We start from the raw sequence: 19,483 nt of genomic DNA, 5'->3' as shown, positions 1-19,483 counted from the left end.
GTGCCGCGCGACAATGCCACGGGAGATTGCCCCGATGGGTGCGATGCGGCGAATTGATCTTCCTGCGGCCAGGCACGAACCGGCAGATGATCCCGGCCGGTCAGCAAGGCGCTATTCCCCTCGCCATGAAAGGTCAAAGGTGTTTTTGTGATCCCATCTTTCAGATTTTCTGATGCGCAATCCGCAATCCATCAACCGAAAGCGAACGAATAAAATTTGTGCATTCGCCCATGCAGCACACAGGCCCTTCGCTCCCTTCGATCCCGCTACCGTGCGCAACCAATCTACCGGTGCTGCATTTATAAGCAAATACCGAAAAAACGCTTCTTTTTTAAAACTCTAGACCGGCGAAAAATCTTCAACGAGAGCTCCGCATAGTTCTTGCATTGCATTTCTCGTTGTATTCATATGGCAAAAAAGGGGACATCGAAGTTGGCATTTGACGAAATGATAAATGCGGACAACACGCCGCGAAGCCCATATGAAAACTATAACGAGTGGTACAGCCGGCAGGACAGGGCGCACCTGATCCAGAAATCAAAAGACGCGGAAAACATCTTTCGAAAAACCGGCATTACTTTCGCAGTCTATGGCCACGCCGACAGTTCAGAAAAACTGATCCCTTTCGATATCATCCCGCGCATCATCTCCGGCCGTGAATGGCGCAAGCTGGCCCAGGGTATTGAACAGCGCGTTCTCGCCCTCAATGCTTTCCTCGACGACATCTACCACAAGCAGGAAATCATCCGGGCCGGACGCATTCCCCGCGAAATCATCGAGAGAAACGAAGCCTTCCTGCCGGAAATGATCGGTTTCACCCCACCCGGCGGCGTTTACACCCATATTGTCGGCACGGATATCGTCCGCACCGGCGAAGACCAGTTCTATGTTCTGGAAGACAATGCCCGCACTCCGTCAGGTGTCAGCTACATGCTGGAAAACCGGGAAACGATGATGCAGATGTTCCCGGAACTCTTCCATGAAAACCGGGTGCGGCGGGTGGAGGACTATCCTTACCAGCTTCGCCAGTCGCTTGCCTCGCTGGCGCCACCCGGCTGCACCGACAAGCCGCGCGTCGCCATCCTCACCCCCGGCATCTACAATTCCGCCTATTACGAACATTCCTTCCTCGCCGACATGATGGGCGTGGAGCTGGTGGAAGGCTCCGACCTGCGTGTCATGGACGGCAAGGTCAAGATGCGGACCACACGCGGTTACGAGGCGATCGACGTGCTCTATCGCCGCGTCGACGACGACTTCCTCGATCCCCTGACCTTCCGGCCGGATTCGGCACTCGGTGTGCCAGGTATCATGGATGTCTACCGCGCCGGCAACATCACCATCGCCAATGCCCCCGGCACCGGCATTTCCGACGACAAGGCGATCTATTCCTACATGCCGGAGATCGTGGAATTCTACACCGGCCGCAAGCCGCTTCTGGAAAACGTGCCGACCTGGCGCTGTTCGGAGCAGGACAGCCTGAAATATGTGCTCGACAACCTTGCCGAACTGGTCGTCAAGGAAGTCCATGGTTCGGGCGGTTACGGCATGCTGGTCGGCCCCACCGCGACGAAGAAGGAACGGGCGCAGTTTGCCGAAAAGCTGAAAGCCCGCCCCTCCAATTACATCGCGCAGCCGACGCTGTCGCTTTCCACCGTGCCGATCATGGTCAAGAACGGCATAGCGCCGCGCCATGTCGATCTGCGTCCCTATGTGCTGGTGTCGGACAAGGTGAAGATCATCCCCGGCGGCCTGACCCGCGTTGCCCTCAAGCAGGGTTCGCTGGTGGTGAATTCCAGCCAGGGCGGCGGCACCAAGGACACCTGGGTACTGGAGGATTAAGCCATGCTGGCCAGAACGGCAAACGGGCTCTACTGGATGTTCCGGTATATCGAGCGCGCTGAAAACATCGCCCGGCTGATCGATGCTGGCCTGCGCGTTTCACTGACGCGCAGTGGCAGCGGCGATGAGGACTGGGACGGCGTGTTGCAGAGCGCCGGCGTGCATGAGGCCTTTCTCGAAACGCGCGAGAAGGTGACGGCAGCCAATGCGATCGACTATCTCCTGCGGGACAAGGCCAACCCTTCCAGCGTCATGTCCTGCATCGAGGCGGGCCGTAACAATGCCCGCATGGTGCGCACCGCGCTGACGCGCGAGACATGGGAAGCTACCAACGAATTCTGGATAGAGCTGAAAAACATCCTCGGCCGCAAGCTCAGCCATGCGGAACTGCCGCAGACCATCGATGTCATCAAACATCGCGCCGGTCTGGTGCGCGGCGCCTTCCACGGTTCGATGCTGCGCAACGATCTCTACAATTTCTCCCGCATCGGCACCTTCATCGAGCGTGCCGACAACACCGCCCGCATTCTCGACGTGAAATATTACGTGCTGCTGCCGGCGATGGCGCATGTGGGGTCATCGCTGGACAATGCGCAATGGGAATCGATCCTGCGCTCGGTCTCGGCGCATCGCTCCTATGGCTGGGTTTATGATGCGGAATACAAGCCGGCCAATATTGCCGACTTCCTCATTCTCAATGGCCGCATGCCGCGTTCGCTCGCCTATTGTTATGAGAAAATCGCCAGCAATCTCAATTATGTGGCAGAGGATTACGGCGAAAGGCACAAGGCTCACGACACGGCGGAAAGCATCCGCGACGGCCTGCGCAGGACGACCATCGCCCGCGTCATGGATGAAGGTCTGCACGAGTTTCTGGAGAGATTCGTCAACCGTAACGGCCAGCTGGGGCAGGAAATCATGGAAGGCTACCGCTTTTACCAATAAGCGCGTGGACGGGGACAGCTTATGCGTCTGAAAATCACCCATACGACCGAATATGTCTATGACGAGCCGATGCCCTATGCGTTGCAGCGGCTGCGCCTGACGCCGCAGACCGGCCCGTGCCAGACGGTTGAGGACTGGGATGTCTCGGTCGATGGCGCCACCGTCGAAGTGACCTATGACGACCATTTCGGCAACCGGGTCGCGCTGGTGGAAACGGAAGGCCCGCAACGCAAGGTCAAGGTCGTGGCGAGCGGCCTCGTCGCCACCGAGGACAAGGCCGGCGTGGTCGGCCCTCATGTTGGCAATGCGCCGCTGTGGCTTTTCCTGCGCGAGACACCGCTGACCAAGCCGGGCAAACTGGTGCGCGAGCTGGTGAAGGTCAACACGGGCGACACCGAACTTTCCCGCCTGCACGATCTCATGGAAAACATCCATCGCAAGGTGGAATATGTGCCGGGTTCGACCGACACCGAAACCACGGCCGAACTGGCATTGGAGGCCGGCAAGGGCGTCTGCCAGGATCACGCCCATATCCTCATTTCCGCCGCCCGGCTGATGGGCCTGCCCGCCCGTTATGTTTCCGGTTATCTGATGATGGAAGAGGTTGCGGAACAGACGGCCACCCATGCCTGGGCCGAGGTACATCTTCAGGGGCTGGGCTGGGTCGGCTTCGACGCCGCCAACAATATCTGCCCCGATGACCGTTACGTCCGCATCGCATCCGGCCTCTGCTACCGCGATTGCGCGCCGATATCAGGCATGCGCATCGGCCCGGCCGGTGAAACCTTGAATGTATCGGTCACTGTGCAGCAGTCACAGAGCCAATCGCAGAGTTGAGACATGACCGCCAAGGACGACGAGACGATCGGCTTTTATACCGGCCATGCCACAGCCTATACGTCACGGGGACAGGAACCGGACCGCCCGCATCTGGAGACATTCCTGGCGCGGCTGCGAGCCGGCGCGAGCATCCTCGAATTGGGATGCGGCGGCGGACAGGACAGCGAATACATGCTGTCTGGCGGTTTCGATGTTCACCCCACCGATGGAACGCCTGACATTGCAAAGGCGGCGGAGGCCCGGCTCGGCATTCCCGTCAGGACATTGCTGTTCGAAAATATTGAGGACGTGGCGCTTTATGATGGCGTCTGGGCCAATGCCTGCCTGCTGCACGTGCCCCGCCCTGCCCTGCCGGGAATTATTGGCCGCATCCACACAGCCCTCAAACCGGGCGGCGTTTTTTATGCGAGCTTCAAGGCGGGAGAAGCCGAAGGCCGCGACACCTTCGGCCGTTATTACAACTATCCTTCCAAAACCTGGCTTGAGGAAGCCTACGGGCAATTCGCCTGGACGGAAGTGGAGATCGAAGCCCGGCACGGCAGCGGTTACGACAATCTTCCCACCGACTGGCTGCATGTGACGGCCACGAAAGCCTGACCCGGCGCGACAAGTTGGCGGTTGCGAAAGCACCTCGCGACCGTTTAAATCCCGGCATCGATTTGCATGCATGCTCCAGCATCCGCCCGCTCGTGGCACGCTGGACGGGAGAGGGTTTTGTACAGGATTTCCGACTATCGCGACTGCCAGTCCCATGGCCCCACCATCGCGGAGCGCGTCTGGACGGCATGGTGGCAGGATAGCGGCCTCAAGGTCGGGGACGTCGCCGAGCACCTGCAGGACATGACCAATCCCCATAAGCTGCCCACCGGCTTCGTCGCCCATGATGGCGATGCCTATGTTGGCTCCGCCTTCCTCATTCATTGCGATCTGGAAGAACGCCCGCAATATCTGCCGTGGGTCGCCGCATTATGGGTGGAAGAAGACCGCCGGCGCTCGGGCGTTGCGCGCGCCCTGATGCAGGCAGCAACGCAAAGGGCCGCCGAACTTGGTCATGAGACCAGCTATCTCTGCTGCCAGCGCGATCTCGAAACCTATTACATCAATTGCGGCTGGACCGTTCTGGAACGCGGTGTCGGCAAACACGATCTGACGGTGCTGACCTACAGCACGAAGATCTGAGCGGCTGGGCACTCCGACCTGCCGGGCCGGACATCCGGCAGGCAGGACCGCGCAATGTTCCCGGCTGCTCTCTCATTCTGTCATTTGCCCTCGGCATCCACACGACAGGCCATCATGATATCGTCGATTTCCCGACCTTCGTGCAGAATCCCGCCCGGCACGCATCCTATCTGCGAAAAGCCGGCCCGTTTATAGAAGCTGGCAGCGGCGGGGTTTTCAGCGCTCACCGCAAGCTCGATCTGGCGGACGCCGTTGTCGCTTGCAAAAGACTTCACGGCCTCCAGAAGCGCACGGGCAATGCCCGTTCCCCGTGCTTCAGCCCGTACATAAACCATGATCAGCGTCGCCCTGTGCGCCATCTTGCTGGAACCCTGGCGCACCAGCCCCATGATCCCCACCGGCGCACCGTTCCAGAACGCCGCAAACACATTATTCTGGGTCAGCCGCGCGCGCCATTCGTCTGCCGACAGCTTCTCCCAGTCGGCTGCCGTGCTCGCATAGGCCGCAGGTTCGGTCCGGAGCGCTTCGAGCCGCATTGCGCGGAAGATGTCCACATCTTCCTCCGTCAGTCGCCTTATACTTGTTTCACCCACCTTGAACTCCGTCTTTCATCGGCCATCCGTGAGAAGTGCCCCAATTCCATAGCCGATCCGCAACACCGGAGAAACAGCCCCATGGTCCCTACGCCCTGGCCGTGGCATATGGATGTCTGACGGTACGAGAGAATTTATCATCTTGGGAAGAGGACGATGATGAAACCACCATCCGCAATTATGGAAACCGCGCTCTATGCGGATGATCTCGACGCCGCCGAGGCATTTTACCGGGATGTGTTCGGGCTTGAAATGGTGCTGAAACTACCCGGCCAGCTGGTTTTCTTCAAATGCGGCCGGCAGATGCTGCTGCTCTTCGATCCGCAGGAATCAAGCCGGGCGGACGCCAACAACCCAATCCCGCGCCATGGGGCGATAGGGCAAGGCCATTTCTGTTTCTATGCTGACGACAAGGCGGAAGTGGACGAATGGAAGGCGCGCTTCGAGGCGCTCGGAATTCCCGTCGAACATTATCATCGCTGGCCGAATGGCAGCTATTCCGTCTACATCCGCGACCCCGCAGGGAATTCCGTGGAGGTGGGCGAAGGCAAGTTGTGGGGGTTCGAGTGAAGTCCGGGGCACCTGTCACACAACGGTCGAGAAAGAAACGGTGATCCCTTCCTCCGTCATCCCTGGGCTTGTCCCGGGGATCTAACCACGTCGCGTAAAATCAATCGGTTGCAGATCCTCGGGACAGGCCCGAGGATGACGTCGAGGGAGAGTGACCCAAAGCGCCCCACCCTCGACCAATGTCATGCGCAGTCCGTCAGATCAAATCTGCCGAACCACGATCTCTTCTTCCGCATCCACAGCCAGCGGGTTCCGCAGCGGCAGGCCGAAACCGGCGGCCTCGATCTCAAACACATCTCCTGCTTCCGGCTTGATACCGTCTGCGAAGGAGAGAGTCGCCGTGCCGAACATGTGCACATGCACATCGCCCGGTGCGCGGAACAGGCCGTATTTGAAGTGGTGATATTCGAGGTTCGCGAAGGTGTGGGACATGTTGTCCTCACCAGAAACAAACGGCTTTTCGAAGATGACCTCGTCGCCACGACGGATGCGCGATGTGCCGCGAATGTCCGACGGCGGGGCACCGACGCGGATTTCCGGGCCGAAGCTTGCCGGGCGCAGCTTGGAATGGGCGAGGTAGAGATAGTTGATCCGCTCGGTAACGTGATCGGAAAATTCGTTCGAGACGGCAAAGCCGATACGCACAGCCTCGCCCTTGTCGGAAATCACATAGATGCCGGCCATCTCAGGCTCTTCGCCGCCATCCAGCGCGAAGGACGGAGAGGTGAGAGCCGCACCCGGTGCTGCCGCCACATGGCCGTTGCCCTTGTAGAACCACTCGGGCTGAACGCCCTTTTCGCCAGCCTTCGGCTTACCGTTTTCCAGACCCATGCGGAACATCTTCATGGAATCCGTCAGGCTTTCCTCGGCGGCTTCCGTGGTCTTCTTGTGCATGCTGTCGCGGGTCGCGGCAGAGCCAAGATGGGTAAGACCAGTGCCGGTCAGATGTAGATGCGCCGGATCGGGATGGGTGATCGGCGGCAGGAAACGGCCTTCGGCATAGGCCTTTTCGAGATCGACGGCGTCGCCCAGACCATGGGCGGAAATGACATCGGCAAGGCTCATGCCGCCGTTGGCGGCTTCCATGGCGAGCGCGTAAACTGAGCTGGCACCCTTAACCGCCTGCGCCTGCCCGCCTTCTTCGCGAACCGCGACGGTGATGTTGCCACTGGCATCTTTGATCTGTGAAATGAGCACGGGATTTCCTTCCTGCGGCGCAATGCGCCTTGTCTCTTCTACGCGGTGCATTGCACCTGCATCTTATGAAAGTGGCCGGAAACCGGCCACTTTTTTGACTGCGATAGGAGTTTGGCCGATCAGCCCTTGTTCTTGTTGTAAACGTCGAAGAACACGGCAGCGAGCAGCACGAGGCCCTTGACCATCTGCTGGAAGTCGATGCCGAGGCCGACAATCGACATGCCGTTGTTCATGACGCCCATGATGAAGGCGCCGATGACCGCACCGGTGATCTTGCCGACGCCACCGGAGGCCGAAGCGCCGCCGATGAAGCAGGCCGCAATCACGTCGAGCTCGAAGCCCACGCCGGCTTTCGGCGTCGCCGAGTTGAGGCGGGTCGCGATGATCATGCCGGCAAGACCGGCCAACACGCCCATGTTGACGAAGGTGAGGAAGCTCAGGCGTTCGGTGTTGATACCGGAAAGCTTGGTGGCCTTCTCATTGCCGCCCATGGCGTAAACGCGACGGCCGATGGTCGTGCGGCGCGTCACGAAGCTGTAAAGCGCAATCAGAACCAGCATCACGATCAGCACGTTCGGCAGGCCGCGATAGGTGGACAGCTGGTAGCCGAGGAACAGGATAGCGCCCGAGATCAGCAGATTTTGCACGATGAAGAAGCCGAACGGCTCCACGTCGATGCCATGCTTCACGTTCACCACGCGGCGGCGCCACGCCAGGTAGAACAGCACGACCGTGATCAGCACGGTCAGGATCATCGAGGTGGTGTTCAGACCTTCGATACCGCCGATGTCAGGCAGGAAGCCGGTGCTGATGATCTGGAAGTCGGTCGGGAACGGGCCGATGTTCTTGCCGCCGAGCACGAACAGCGTCAGGCCGCGGAACACCAGCATGCCAGCCAGCGTCACGATGAACGACGGAATGCGGTGATAGGCGATCCAGTAACCCTGGGCAGCACCGATGATGCCGCCGATGACGAGACAAATCAGCGCCGCCAGAAACGGGTTCATGCCCCATTGCACGGTCAATATGGCCGCGATCGCGCCGACGAAGGCAACGATGGAGCCGACCGAAAGGTCGATATGCCCGGCAACGATGACCAGCAGCATGCCCAGCGCCATGATGACGATGAACGAGTTCTGCAGGATGAGGTTGGTCAGGTTCACAGGGCGGAACAGGATGCCGCCGGTGTAGAACTGGAAGAAAACCATGATAGCGACGAGCGCGATCAGCATGCCGTATTCGCGGATATTGGAGCGAATATACGACCCGACCGAGATGACGTTGCTTTCTTCGTTTGTGGTGTTTGCCGAACTCATGAGTTCTTCTCCCCTGAGCGCATGATAGCGCGCATGATGCTTTCCTGGCTCGCCTCTCCCTTCGGCAATTCAGCGACGATGCGGCCTTCGTTCATGACGTAGATGCGGTCGCAATTGCCAAGCAGTTCGGGCATTTCCGATGAGATCATCAGAACGCCTTTACCATCGGCAGCGAGCTGGTTGATGATGGTGTAGATTTCGTATTTTGCGCCAACGTCGATGCCGCGTGTCGGTTCATCGAGGATAAGCACATCGGGATTGGAGAACAGCCACTTTGACAGCACAACCTTTTGCTGGTTGCCGCCTGAAAGATTGACCGTTTCCTGGAAGATGCCCGAGGAGCGGATGCGAAGACGCGTGCGGAAATCGCTCGCCACCTTCATTTCCTTGATGTCGTCGATGATGCTGGCCTTCGACACGCCGGCCAGATTGGCAAGCGTGGTATTGTGCAGGATGTTGTCGTTAAGCACGAGACCGAGATGTTTGCGGTCTTCTGTCACATAAGCGAGACCGGCGTCGATCGCCTTGCGCACGGTGCTGACATCGACACGCTTGCCATCGATCAGCACGTCGCCGGTGATCTTGTGGCCATAGGACTTGCCGAACACGCTCATCGCGAACTCGGTGCGCCCTGCCCCCATCAGCCCGGCGATACCGACGACTTCGCCCTTGCGCACGGTGACGTTGATGTCGTGCAGAACCTGGCGGTCGCGATGCTGCTGGTGATAGGCGTTCCAGTTCTTCACTTCGAGAATGGTCTCGCCGATCGGCACGTCACGCGGCGGATAACGATCTTCCAGATCGCGTCCCACCATGTTGCGGATGATGACATCCTCGCTGATTTCTTCCTCATGACAGTCAAGCGTCTTCACCGTCATGCCGTCGCGCAGCACGGTGATCTGGTCGGCCACCTTGCGCACTTCGTTCAGCTTGTGGGTGATGATGATCGAGGTCATGCCCTGATTGCGGAATTCCATCAGGAGATTGAGCAGCGCCTCGGAATCGCTCTCGTTGAGCGAAGCCGTCGGCTCGTCGAGGATGAGCAGCTTCACGCTCTTCGACAGCGCCTTGGCGATTTCGACCAGCTGCTGCTTGCCCACGCCGATATCGGTGATCAGCGTCTCCGGCGATTCCTTCAGACCCACCTTCTTCAGGAGTTCGCGGGTACGGTTGAAGGTCTGCTGCCAGCTGATGACGCCGTTCGAAGCGACTTCGTTGCCGAGGAAGATGTTTTCCGCAATCGACAGGAGCGGCACGAGTGCAAGCTCCTGGTGAATGATGATGATACCAATATCTTCACTGTCGTTGATGGCGCGAAAATTCCGCACTGCGCCTTCATAGTGGATTTCGCCCTCATAGGTGCCGGCGGGGTAAACACCGGAAAGGACCTTCATCAAGGTCGACTTCCCCGCGCCGTTCTCACCGACGAGTGCGTGGATTTCACCCTCTTTAACCTTCAGGTTGACGTTCTCAAGCGCTTTCACGCCCGGAAACGTCTTGGTGATGTTCCGCATTTCGAGAATGGTATTGGCCATATCGCAATCCAGCGCCCGATTAATTCAGACGTTTTTATTTTTATGGAAAAACGGGGATGACGCCAAGCCATCCCCGCATGTGTCTTCAGCTTATTTCAGCTGATCTTCCTTGTAGTAACCGCCGTCAACGAGAACCTGCTTGTAGTTCTCCTTGGTCACTGCAACCGGCTTCAGCAGGTAGGACGGAACGACCTTGACGCCATTTTCATAGGTCTTGGTGTCGTTCACTTCCGGTTCCTTGCCTTCCATGACAGCGTTGACCATGTTCACGGTCACCTTGGCGAGTTCGCGGGTGTCCTTGAAGATGGTGGAGTACTGCTCGCCGGCAATGATCGACTTGACGGAAGGAACTTCAGCGTCCTGACCGGAAACGACCGGCAGCGGCTGGTCCTTCGTGCCATAACCAACGCCCTTCAGCGAGGAGATGATGCCAATGGAAAGACCGTCATAAGGCGACAGAACGGCGTCAACCTTGGCGTCGGTGTAGTAGGCCGAGAGCAGGTTGTCCATACGAGCCTGGGCCGTTGCCGGATCCCAACGCAGCGTGCCGACCTTGTCCATGCCCATCTGGCCGGACTTTACGACCAGCTTGCCGCTGTCGATGTAGGGCTTCAGGACCGACATTGCGCCGTCATAGAAGAAGAAGGCGTTGTTGTCGTCCGGGGAGCCGCCGAACAGCTCGATGTTGAACGGACCCTTGCCATCCTTCAGGCCGAGCTTGTCGACGATCGAAGTTGCCTGCAGAACGCCAACCTGGAAGTTGTCAAAGGTGGCGTAGTAGCTGACGTCGCCGCTGTTACGGATGAGGCGGTCATAAGCGATGACCTTGATGCCCTGCTCGCCGGCCTGCTTCAGAACGTCAGACAGCGTGGTGCCGTCGATCGACGCGATCACGAGGACCTTGACGCCCTTGGTGACCATGTTTTCGATCTGGGAAAGCTGGTTCGGAATATCGTCGTCAGCATATTGCAGGTCGGTCTTGTAACCGGCTTCCTGCAGCTGCTTGACGATGTTGTTGCCGTCGTCGATCCAGCGTGCGGACGACTTGGTCGGCATCGCGATACCGACAGAACCCTTGTCCTGTGCGAAAGCCGGCGCTGCGAAAGACGCAGCACCGATGGCACAAGCTGCCATCAGCGAAATAATGGACTTCATTAACTCTCTCCCTTGAGCCTTCTCTGGAGCCCGCATGCTGCGATGCACCATGAAATTTATGCCATCACAAGTAAGGAGCCGCGCTGCGCTCGCTCCATTTCGCAGTTGCGAAAAGAAACAGCTGCCGCTCCTCCCCGGCATTCCGCAAATTGTTCTGAATCCATATAACTGTCAAATAGAATATATCGGTTTCCATATATCAATTATGATATATTAAATCGATACAAAAAACGATGAGGGGTATAAAACCACCGATGAGCAACCAGAAAGTGTATGAGCAGGCGCAAACAACAGAGGCTCTTTTCGTCTTTGAAGACAACCCTTTGCTGCGCGCCGGATTGAAGATGAGCCATCTGCGCATGCTGGTCATGATCGAGGAGCATGGGCAGGTCAGCGCGGCAGCGGCGGCCATGAACATGACGCAGCCCGCAGCCTCGCGCATGCTCTCGGAAATGGAAGCAATCGTCAAATCACCACTCTGTCAGCGCGCCTCGCGCGGGGTGGTGCTGACGAAATTCGGCGAGGCACTGGCGCGCCGGGCGCGCACCATATTGCTGGAACTGCGCGAAGCCAGCCGCGAACTCAACCAGATGAAATCAGGCAGCGGCGGTTCGGTCTATATCGGTGCCGTCACCGCGCCGGCGATCAGCCTCGTCGTTCCCGCCATCAGGCGCGCCATGGACACCTATCCCGGCATCGAAATCAACGTGCAGGTGGAGAGCAGCAACGTGCTGGCCCGCGAACTTTTGGCGGCGCGTCACGATTTCATCATCGGCCGCATTCCCGATGATTTCGATCCCGGCCTCTTTTCCATCCATGAAATCGGCATAGAGCGCGCCTGTCTGGTGGTGCGCGAAGGCCACCCGCTGCTGCGCGGCGAGCCCGTGACCCTGCAGGATCTCTCCGGTTACGACTGGGTCTTCCAGCCACCCGGCGCGCTTTTGCGCAGAACCATGGAGGATGTCTTCCTCACCCATGGCGTCGCCATGCCGCGCAACGTCATCAACACGCCATCCGTGGTGCTCACCCTCGCCCTCGTCTGCAATACCGATGCCATCGCCCCCATCGCGCAGGACATGGCCGAATTCGTTGCCGGACAACAGGCGGATATCGGCCGAACCCGTATCTTGCCGACGGATTTCGAACTCGTGGTCAAGCCTTACAGCATCATCACCACCAAGGGCCGGGTGCTGCCGCCCAGTGCCCGCCTGCTTTACGATCTGGTGCTGGATGAGAGCCGCAAGCTGACCAACCTGTGAAGACGGCAAGCCCGACACCACCTTCATCCCCTATAAAAGCCGGATCATTGAGGCCGGCGCAGGGAACAGCCGCATGCTCTTCGGACAATCCGTCTTCCAGTCGGTCGTCGAAAGACTGAAACAGGACAGAGAAGAAGACGCGGAGGCTTCACCGCCCGCGGGCCACCGCATTGCCGGTTTCAGCTCGGGTTTCGTGATCGATACACATATAGAAGCGCCGCAGCCAGCAAACGGCAATCTCGATGCCTATCTCGCCTTCCTGGCCGATCCCGCGCCACCGCCGGAACCTCAAGCCGAGCCCGAACCGGAACCGATGCCGGCCCATCTCGAAAAAACCGCGCTTGCGGATGTGTCCGCGGAACTGGCGATCCAGGAAACCGATACAGTCGCGACCCTTGCGGAAAAACGCCGGGCTTTCGCACGGCTCAATCATCCCGATCGGGTAAAACCGCAATTCCGGCACAATGCCACACTGCGCATGACGGCCGCCAATCTGCTAATCGACCAGGCGCTGCGCATGCTGCGGACCCGGGCGCATTTCCGCTGAAAACGGGCGGTGAGACTAAGAGGGGAAATACTTCAAACCGAAAATGGGGGTCGCTTCAGCCCGCATCGTTCTTGTCAGTGGAGGCGCTTTCGGCAGCGGGCTCGCCAGCATCATCCTTGGGCGCGACGGCATTGCTCGCGGGTTTGAACTTCAGCAGCAATTCATAAGCCGCATAAGCGCCGATGCCACCGACGATGGTGCCCCAGAAAAATTCGCGATTGACGAATTCGATGACGGCCCACGCGGCGCAAAAGCCGACGATGAGCAACCGGACCCACAGCGGGCGATAAAGCGGGTGACTCGTATCGATATTCAGCATGGCGTTCCGGTCCCCGGCCTTTCCAGTCGATCGCATGGTAGCGGCTCTCGTGCCGAAGGGCGCGAAGATATCCATGCGTCTTGGCGGTTTCGCAGGAAAATTGCAACGCAATTCAGCCCGCTACCGATCAGGCTACCGTGAAAAAGCGGGAACGGAAGACGTTACTGCGATTGCAGACGACGGGAAAAACACCATGGACGCCACACGTCCATCTCGCGGCCGCCGGGATTTTCGATTGTCGTCGACCTCTTCGACTTTCAGTCGCGCAGGCGTCCCAGCAAGGCCAGAAGCTGATCGCGGGCCTTCTTGCCGCCGATCCTGTCGATCAGCTTTTCCTCACGGTCCCGCCATGTATTGGAAAGCCGGTCGAGCAGGCTGCTGCCCTCCTGCGTCATGTCGAGGAAATGAACGCGCCTGTCCTCTTCCGACTTGCGACGGACGAGCAGCCCCTTCTCTTCCATGTTATCGACGATCGCGACAAAATTGGCGCGCTGGATGCCGAGCGCTTCCGCCACATCGCTCTGTTTCAGGCCCGGATTACCGCCGACGATGACGAGAACGGAAAAATCGGCCGGTCGCAAACCTTGCTCCGCCAGCACATCGGCAAAACCATTTGCCACGGCAAGTTGCGAGTGTCGCAAATGATAGCTGATCGCAGTCGTCAGCAACCCATAGTCGATTGCCGTATCATGCGCGGCTTCCGCGCTGCCGCTTTCGCTCTTTTCCGTCCGCGGCCCGTTGCTATGTGCCAGTCGCAAAGCCATCCGATCCCCCGCCTGATTCGTTCCCTTACCTTGTCGAAGTTATAACCGACAACGCTGCGAAACTGTATCCCAAATAAATGTAGATGATACTAATATTGTATAATAATTTGACAGTTAAACGCCGGCGAAGCAAACCGGAACCCAAACCCGGCATCCGGCGAACAAAAAAAGTATGACTATTTACCCACCAATTTTAAGGGGATAAAATCGCCTCCGGCACCGGGCTTGAAGGGCATTGCCGCAATCTGGCCGCCACTTCACGAAAGGGACAAAACAACAGGCGGGCCGGGCAATAAGATACTACTTATAAGAGAAAATCGATTCCACTAAAAAAGCAATACGTCAAACGACGCATCACCCGCATTGCCGCGGAAAAAGCCCGCAACCACTCCACAGAAGGCCACCCTATGTGCCCCCACCAGAAAACAGGCAAGGTTTCGCAAATCTTTGATTTTTAGACATTGATGCAAAAACAAAGCTGGGGTATGAACCAACCGCTGCACGCGATTCAAGCGTGTCCGCTGCACCCGTAGCTCAGCTGGATAGAGTGTTGGATTCCGATTCCAAAGGTCACAGGTTCGAATCCTGTCGGGTGCGCCATTTTACTAAAGGCTTCAAGCGCCTTACTTTTTATCCCATTATATGATTGCCAACCGAATTCTCGACCGTGACAGCGAAAGCAGAACCATGACGGAATCGGAACCTTCGACGCAAGAATTGCCTTTGGCTGAATGGAGAACCAGGCATATTCACTATGTCCTTGGAGCGCCGGGTTCTGGGAAAACTGCGATCATCCCTTACCTTCGACGCCTCCTTCCCGATTGGATTATTATTGATTGGGATGAATTGATGTTGCCCGCTGAAAGGCTCGCTGGATTTCCGATCCGCGATAACGAGGCTCTCTGGAAGCCCTACGAGGATCTTATGAAGTCAGTGACGGAGATGCTTGCTCCCAATCCGGTCCTTCTTCTTGGAGTATGCACGCCTGACCAACTCGCAGAATGGCCCATAAGCGGATGGACGGTACTTGATCTCGATGATGGAGAGCGAGCTATGCGGCTTCAGCGGCGGGGAGAAGCGATCGATGCAATTCACGAGGCCAACAGCGATGCGGCGGAGTATCGCGCACTCGGCTTGCAAACAATCGACGTCACCTCTTTCACCCCCGAAGGAGCGGCAAACGCCTTAGCCACGAATATCGACACGTTCCCACAGACCCTGTCGCGCAGACCCTAATCTCGCTCAACACCTCTTCAGTCAGCCTCTGCATCTGGCATCGACTGCACAGTCGCGAGCTTTTTTCGAACAACGGGAAATCCGGGATGCGGTATCTTGATCCCGTCCGCATCTGTGCCAGCTCGAGCAGGCTCGGGTTCGGCCTCATCCTCCACGAGGCTGGCATTCGCCTGCAGATGCAGGCCCATCACCGCCACCAGCAGGAAAAACCAGACGAAACCTGAGCTGAGCAGGAACAGGGTTTCCAGAAAGCCGTAGAGCAGCACATAAAGCCAGACACCGACAAAGAGCCGCGTCAGCGGGCTGTTGCGTGTGGCGCCGTTCATTTTGCCGAGATAGTGGAGCGGCAATACACATATCCACATCAGCACCAGAACAAGTCCGGGTATGCCGCCCGCAAGCAACAGGTCGAAATAGCCACTGTGGGAAGCCGGCGCGGTCGTCGCCCAGGTGTTGTTTTCGGTGAAGCTCGACATCAGGGTGTCGCTGCGCCAGAAGGCCTGGTATCCATATCCGAGGATCGGGCTTTGGCGGATATAATCGATGGCGACGGTCCAGATATCGGTTCTGCCCGTAAAACTGGCGTCGATACCCATCCGGGTCAGCATCTGCGCAAACACCGGATCGACCGTGGTGCCCACGGTCACGACGGTGCAGACCAATAGAAGCGAGGCCACGACCGTATATCGCCAGCGGGGCCAGCGCACGATGAACCAGCCGGCCGAGACGACGATCGGCATCAGGCCAAGCACCGTCTTGCCACCCGACTTGACGAGAAAGATCAGCGACAGCAGCAACACCAGCGAGCCGCCGATGAAGGACCAGCGCCTGCAGAGATAGATCGCCACGATGATCAGCACCGCCATGACCGAGGCAGCCTCGTTCTTGTGCTGAAAAACCCCGCGCCAGTTACCCGCCAGAAGCGGCTCCAACGCGTCGCTTGCCTGGTGGATAGACCGCGATGGCAGCACGATGACACCGAAGTAACACAGGAACAGTATAATCATCACGCAGCCCGCAAGCAGCGTGGTGAATTGCCGTTCCGTACGCGGCAATTGCAGAAAGCAGCCGGCAAGCACGCAGATGATGGCACACATGACAAGCCGCCTGATCGAAAACATCGGCGCTTCCCCCACGATCGAGGTGAAGACAAACCAGCCGAAAATCGCCGCCATCAGCAGGCGCGGCGTGAAGATCAGGGAAAACGAATGCTCCTTCGCCATGAATGCCACGAAGCTGAATAGCAGGATGATCGCGGTGAGCTGATTGAGCAGGTTGGACCCGGCCGCCATGGCCGATCCCTCATAGGTCGAGGAAAGCGAAACATAGGGCGAGAAGCCGACCGTGAAATAAAGGAACGTCACATAAAACAGTGTATTCCGCCAATATCCACGCGCCTGTTCTTCGTGCGCTGCATCCATAAGGGGGTCTTCTCTGCCTTTTTCCATGCGGCCCACATCGTATCCGATGCTTCATCCGTGAATATGAATATCCCGCCAAAACCCTATTTTTTAGTTATTTATAATACACGGAGGAATGGCAGATTTTTGGACATGTCGACGGATGGGCATGGGATGAAAGGCATCTGGCCGGGGAGACGGCGCCGCGCGCCGATTACCCGAACGCTGCCAAAAGTCGACCTTGCCGCGGCATTTAGCACCCTTGATCAGGATGGTTGCGCAATTGCGCGCACGACTGCCGCTTCCAGAAAGAATAATTATGATCGCCGAGTTCTTCAGATTTTAAGTATTTTTTGAACATATACACCATCAATTCTTGCAAGCATCGGATGAGGATAATGCGGTGACTTTTCGATGGGGTCCGAGCTGCTGCCTCGTTTTTGAGGCAAGGAACGTGAACGGTTGAGATTCTCAGGGGTGTCGATGCAAAAGGTTTATTCCATCCAGTTTCTGAGGGCGCTCGCGGCGTTTTCGGTGCTGTTGTTTCATATAATCGGCGAACCGTTCACGATTGGCGCCGCCGGCGTGGACGTCTTTTTTGTCATCTCCGGCCTCATCATGGGATCTTTCGCGACGACGGCGGGGCCGGGAGCGTTTTTATACCACAGGCTGGTCCGCATTGTGCCCCTGTACTGGGCAGTGACCCTGGTGATGTGCGCCGGGGCGATGGCGGGCGTTTTTTCCACCTTTACCTTCACCCTCGACCATCTATGGAAATCGCTGCTTTTTATTCCTTATGCTGGCGATAACGGCGAGGTGGTTCCCCTTTTGGTCGTTGGCTGGACCCTCAATATGGAAATGTTCTTCTATATTGTCTTCGCACTTGGACTTGCCCTGCGTGCACCGCTGGCGGTAACGGTCGGCATCCTGTCCGTCATGGCCCTGGCAGGGCAGGTTTTCCCTTCGCAATCCCCCTTCGTGCAAACCTGGACCTCGCCGCTCTTGCTGGAGTTTCTGGGCGGGCTGCTGCTGTCGCGTTTCATGTTCCAGGGCGTGCAAGCGGGTATCGCCGCGCTTGTCATATCAATCACCGGTTTCGTTGCGGCGGCTATGATAAGCGAGCAGTCTGGAATGTTGCGCCTGATGACCTGGGGCGTGCCTGCCTTTTTCCTCGTGGCCGGATGCGTATGGCTGGAGAACGGCGGATTATGGCCCAGACGCGTATTGAAACCGGTCGAGATCGTCGGGGATTCGTCCTACGCCCTTTATCTTCTGCACGGCCTGGTGATTTCAATCGTCCACAAGATACTGGCGCCCGGATTTCTCGCGGGCGTCGTCATCATCGTGGTTGCACTGGCCGTATCGGTCTCTGCGCATTTCCTGTTTGAGAAACCGCTGATCAGGCTTTTCAGACGCGGATATGGCGGAAGGTCGCCGCAGCGAGACCAAGCCGTATCGATGCGTTGACGCAAATCCGCTTTGCAAACGAGGTTGCGAAACGCCACCCATTCCTGTGGATTTCGCGGCATATCAAGTGAAATGTTTCAAACACAGTAAATCGGGTATGAACGTGTACAAGTCGGGCAGCAGGAAGTTCAGATTTCAACAAGTCGATGTTTTCTCATGCGAGCCGATGCTGGGTAACCCCCTGGCGGTGGTTATCGATGCAGATGATTTACCCGTAGAGACGATGTTGAGTTTCGCTCGATGGACGAACCTCAGTGAAACAACCTTTCTTCTCCGGCCGACCGTTCCCGGCGCCGATTACCGGGGCAGGATTTTCACGCCCGCCGGAGAGCTTCCTTTTGCCGGACACCCGACTTTGGGAACTTGCCATGTTTGGCTCGCCAATAATGGAGGCTCCAGAAGCAACGATATCATCCAGCAATGCGAAGCAGGTCTCATTCGTATTCGCGACATTGACGGAAGATTGGCTTTTGCCGCGCCGGCGCTTGTCCGGCAAGGATCGATTGATCCCGGACTTCTCAAGCGGGTGTGTGCCGGTCTGCACCTCCAGGAGGACACTGTCATTGACGCACAATGGGTAGACAATGGCCCCGGATGGTTGGCACTTCTTCTTAAAACGCGAGCCGACGTTCTGGCGGTAAGGCCGGATTTCGCGGCAATTTCGGGAGTAAGGGTCGGCATCGTGGCCGCATGCGAGGATGAAGGGGGAAGCGATCATGTGGATTTCGAAGTTCGTGCCTTCACCGCGGCTGGTTTCGAAGATCCGGTCACAGGCAGCCTGAATGCAGGCATTGCCCAATGGCTCATCGGCAGCGGCATTGCTCCACCGTCCTATGTGGCTGCTCAAGGCACAGTCGTCGGCCGAAAAGGACGGCTTCACGTCTCTTCGGACGGGCAGGACATCTGGATTGGCGGAGACGTAGCCACCTGCATAGAAGGCACGGTCGCCCTGTAATCGGCTTTGACAAAACGGTTTTCGACTACGCGAAATCTTCATCGGCGGGGATTTCTCCCCGCCGAAGCTCAATTGGCAGCCAATCGTCGCTCAGAATTCCTGCCAGTCATCCTTTGACGTATCAACAGCGGCATTGCCGGAGAATGCCGAAGCAAGCTTGCGGCCAAGCGCCCGCACGGGAGAGGCCACCGATCTGTCGCTGCCCGCGGCACTGCGCACCGGAGCCGGCTGGCTCTTCTGCTGATAGGCGCCCTCGGCCAGCTTGAACTGCGAAAGCAGCTGGTTGAGCGATGCCACCTCCTTGGCCAGACTGTGGCTTGCGGCATTGGTCTCTTCCACCATGGCCGCATTCTTCTGCGTGTCC

General features: G+C 57.9%; 19 protein-coding genes, 1 tRNA gene and 1 pseudogene. 12 read left to right on the top strand and 9 right to left on the bottom strand.

Going from position 1 to position 19,483, the window contains the following annotated elements; all coding sequences use genetic code 11:
* The first annotated feature begins 432 nt into the window (after positions 1–432).
* From O8B93_RS24310 to O8B93_RS24290, 5 genes are all read left to right on the top strand, one after another.
* On the top strand, positions 433–1,842 hold the full coding sequence (locus O8B93_RS24310; RefSeq protein ID WP_269712392.1) for a circularly permuted type 2 ATP-grasp protein: 1,410 nt from the start codon (positions 433–435) through the stop codon (positions 1,840–1,842).
* A 3-nt stretch (positions 1,843–1,845) separates the two neighbouring features.
* Complete coding sequence (locus O8B93_RS24305; RefSeq protein ID WP_269712391.1) at positions 1,846–2,787, top strand: alpha-E domain-containing protein; 942 nt, start codon at positions 1,846–1,848, stop codon at positions 2,785–2,787.
* A 21-nt stretch (positions 2,788–2,808) separates the two neighbouring features.
* Positions 2,809–3,624 carry a transglutaminase family protein gene (locus O8B93_RS24300; protein WP_269712390.1) on the top strand — a complete coding sequence of 272 codons (816 nt, stop codon included), beginning with the start codon at positions 2,809–2,811 and terminating at the stop codon, positions 3,622–3,624.
* A 3-nt stretch (positions 3,625–3,627) separates the two neighbouring features.
* Positions 3,628–4,224: a class I SAM-dependent methyltransferase gene (locus tag O8B93_RS24295; RefSeq protein WP_269712389.1), complete on the top strand. Its 597-nt coding sequence runs from the start codon at positions 3,628–3,630 to the stop codon at positions 4,222–4,224.
* Between the two features lie 117 nt (positions 4,225–4,341).
* A complete protein-coding gene (locus O8B93_RS24290) occupies positions 4,342–4,806 on the top strand; it encodes a GNAT family N-acetyltransferase (RefSeq protein WP_269712388.1) in 465 nt (154 codons plus the stop codon).
* Between the two features lie 80 nt (positions 4,807–4,886).
* Here the strand turns inward: O8B93_RS24290 and O8B93_RS24285 are convergent, their stop codons facing one another.
* On the bottom strand, positions 4,887–5,399 hold the full coding sequence (locus O8B93_RS24285; protein WP_269712387.1) for a GNAT family N-acetyltransferase: 513 nt from the start codon (positions 5,397–5,399) through the stop codon (positions 4,887–4,889).
* 159 nt (positions 5,400–5,558) lie between these two features.
* Between O8B93_RS24285 and O8B93_RS24280 the strand changes: the two genes are divergently transcribed.
* The gene (locus O8B93_RS24280) at positions 5,559–5,969 is read left to right on the top strand and encodes a VOC family protein (protein WP_269712430.1); all 411 of its coding nucleotides are present in this window, start codon (positions 5,559–5,561) and stop codon (positions 5,967–5,969) included.
* A 201-nt stretch (positions 5,970–6,170) separates the two neighbouring features.
* Here O8B93_RS24280 and araD1 read toward each other — a convergent pair whose 3' ends face one another.
* The 4 genes from araD1 to chvE form a co-directional block, all read right to left on the bottom strand.
* Complete coding sequence (araD1, locus tag O8B93_RS24275; protein WP_269712386.1) at positions 6,171–7,166, bottom strand: 2-keto-3-deoxy-L-arabinonate dehydratase AraD1; 996 nt, start codon at positions 7,164–7,166, stop codon at positions 6,171–6,173.
* A gap of 119 nt (positions 7,167–7,285) precedes the next feature.
* Positions 7,286–8,482, bottom strand: a complete 1,197-nt coding sequence (gene gguB / locus O8B93_RS24270; RefSeq protein WP_110756204.1) for a sugar ABC transporter permease GguB — start codon at positions 8,480–8,482, stop codon at positions 7,286–7,288.
* Positions 8,479–10,017 carry a sugar ABC transporter ATP-binding protein GguA gene (gguA, locus tag O8B93_RS24265; protein WP_269712385.1) on the bottom strand — a complete coding sequence of 513 codons (1,539 nt, stop codon included), beginning with the start codon at positions 10,015–10,017 and terminating at the stop codon, positions 8,479–8,481. The genes gguB and gguA overlap by 4 nt, the downstream gene beginning before the upstream one ends.
* Positions 10,018–10,107: 90 nt before the next feature.
* Positions 10,108–11,172 carry a sugar ABC transporter substrate-binding protein ChvE gene (chvE, locus tag O8B93_RS24260; protein ID WP_269712384.1) on the bottom strand — a complete coding sequence of 355 codons (1,065 nt, stop codon included), beginning with the start codon at positions 11,170–11,172 and terminating at the stop codon, positions 10,108–10,110.
* A gap of 254 nt (positions 11,173–11,426) precedes the next feature.
* Here chvE and O8B93_RS24255 point away from each other — a divergent pair, with 254 nt between their 5' ends.
* On the top strand, positions 11,427–12,431 hold the full coding sequence (locus O8B93_RS24255) for a LysR family transcriptional regulator (RefSeq protein ID WP_269712383.1): 1,005 nt from the start codon (positions 11,427–11,429) through the stop codon (positions 12,429–12,431).
* A gap of 73 nt (positions 12,432–12,504) precedes the next feature.
* Complete coding sequence (locus O8B93_RS24250) at positions 12,505–12,978, top strand: hypothetical protein (RefSeq protein ID WP_269712382.1); 474 nt, start codon at positions 12,505–12,507, stop codon at positions 12,976–12,978.
* Between the two features lie 55 nt (positions 12,979–13,033).
* Here O8B93_RS24250 and O8B93_RS24245 read toward each other — a convergent pair whose 3' ends face one another.
* Both O8B93_RS24245 and O8B93_RS24240 read right to left on the bottom strand, forming a co-directional pair.
* Positions 13,034–13,297, bottom strand: a complete 264-nt coding sequence (locus O8B93_RS24245; protein ID WP_269712381.1) for a hypothetical protein — start codon at positions 13,295–13,297, stop codon at positions 13,034–13,036.
* Between the two features lie 257 nt (positions 13,298–13,554).
* A complete protein-coding gene (locus tag O8B93_RS24240) occupies positions 13,555–14,061 on the bottom strand; it encodes a MarR family winged helix-turn-helix transcriptional regulator (RefSeq protein WP_269712380.1) in 507 nt (168 codons plus the stop codon).
* 523 nt (positions 14,062–14,584) lie between these two features.
* Here O8B93_RS24240 and O8B93_RS24235 point away from each other — a divergent pair.
* Positions 14,585–14,661: transfer RNA gene (locus tag O8B93_RS24235), tRNA-Arg, on the top strand.
* Positions 14,662–14,748: 87 nt separating this feature from the next.
* Positions 14,749–15,297 (top strand): DEAD/DEAH box helicase family protein, encoded by a 549-nt coding sequence (locus O8B93_RS24230; protein ID WP_269712379.1) that lies wholly within the window; start codon positions 14,749–14,751, stop codon positions 15,295–15,297.
* A gap of 17 nt (positions 15,298–15,314) precedes the next feature.
* Here O8B93_RS24230 and uppW read toward each other — a convergent pair whose 3' ends face one another.
* Positions 15,315–16,718 carry a Wzy-type polysaccharide biosynthesis protein UppW gene (gene uppW, locus O8B93_RS24225; protein ID WP_269712378.1) on the bottom strand — a complete coding sequence of 468 codons (1,404 nt, stop codon included), beginning with the start codon at positions 16,716–16,718 and terminating at the stop codon, positions 15,315–15,317.
* Between the two features lie 462 nt (positions 16,719–17,180).
* On the opposite strand from uppW, the gene uppZ reads away from it, so the two are divergent.
* The gene (gene uppZ, locus O8B93_RS24220; RefSeq protein ID WP_269712377.1) at positions 17,181–18,164 is read left to right on the top strand and encodes a polysaccharide biosynthesis acyltransferase UppZ; all 984 of its coding nucleotides are present in this window, start codon (positions 17,181–17,183) and stop codon (positions 18,162–18,164) included.
* A 97-nt stretch (positions 18,165–18,261) separates the two neighbouring features.
* The gene (locus O8B93_RS24215) at positions 18,262–19,119 is read left to right on the top strand and encodes a PhzF family phenazine biosynthesis protein (RefSeq protein WP_269712429.1); all 858 of its coding nucleotides are present in this window, start codon (positions 18,262–18,264) and stop codon (positions 19,117–19,119) included.
* A gap of 90 nt (positions 19,120–19,209) precedes the next feature.
* Here the strand turns inward: O8B93_RS24215 and O8B93_RS24210 are convergent.
* Positions 19,210–19,483, bottom strand: a pseudogene (locus tag O8B93_RS24210) (methyl-accepting chemotaxis protein); the annotation flags it as partial.

This window comes from Martinezella rhizogenes (genome assembly GCF_027460065.1).
GTDB classification, from domain to species: Bacteria; Pseudomonadota; Alphaproteobacteria; order Rhizobiales; family Rhizobiaceae; genus Agrobacterium; species Agrobacterium rhizogenes_C.
This window is presented reverse-complemented; position numbering and strand designations above follow the sequence as displayed.

Coding starts and splice junctions, on each gene's coding strand:
- O8B93_RS24305 (WP_269712391.1), top strand. CDS start 1,846: ATGCTGGCCAGAACGGCAAACGGGCTCTACTGGATGTTCCGGTATATC.
- O8B93_RS24300 (WP_269712390.1), top strand. CDS start 2,809: ATGCGTCTGAAAATCACCCATACGACCGAATATGTCTATGACGAGCCG.
- O8B93_RS24295 (WP_269712389.1), top strand. CDS start 3,628: ATGACCGCCAAGGACGACGAGACGATCGGCTTTTATACCGGCCATGCC.
- O8B93_RS24280 (WP_269712430.1), top strand. CDS start 5,559: ATGAAACCACCATCCGCAATTATGGAAACCGCGCTCTATGCGGATGAT.
- gguB (WP_110756204.1), bottom strand. CDS start 8,482: ATGAGTTCGGCAAACACCACAAACGAAGAAAGCAACGTCATCTCGGTC.
- gguA (WP_269712385.1), bottom strand. CDS start 10,017: ATGGCCAATACCATTCTCGAAATGCGGAACATCACCAAGACGTTTCCG.
- chvE (WP_269712384.1), bottom strand. CDS start 11,172: ATGAAGTCCATTATTTCGCTGATGGCAGCTTGTGCCATCGGTGCTGCG.
- O8B93_RS24255 (WP_269712383.1), top strand. CDS start 11,427: ATGAGCAACCAGAAAGTGTATGAGCAGGCGCAAACAACAGAGGCTCTT.
- O8B93_RS24250 (WP_269712382.1), top strand. CDS start 12,505: ATGCTCTTCGGACAATCCGTCTTCCAGTCGGTCGTCGAAAGACTGAAA.
- O8B93_RS24245 (WP_269712381.1), bottom strand. CDS start 13,297: ATGCTGAATATCGATACGAGTCACCCGCTTTATCGCCCGCTGTGGGTC.
- O8B93_RS24240 (WP_269712380.1), bottom strand. CDS start 14,061: ATGGCTTTGCGACTGGCACATAGCAACGGGCCGCGGACGGAAAAGAGC.
- O8B93_RS24230 (WP_269712379.1), top strand. CDS start 14,749: ATGACGGAATCGGAACCTTCGACGCAAGAATTGCCTTTGGCTGAATGG.
- uppW (WP_269712378.1), bottom strand. CDS start 16,718: ATGGATGCAGCGCACGAAGAACAGGCGCGTGGATATTGGCGGAATACA.
- uppZ (WP_269712377.1), top strand. CDS start 17,181: ATGCAAAAGGTTTATTCCATCCAGTTTCTGAGGGCGCTCGCGGCGTTT.
- O8B93_RS24215 (WP_269712429.1), top strand. CDS start 18,262: ATGAACGTGTACAAGTCGGGCAGCAGGAAGTTCAGATTTCAACAAGTC.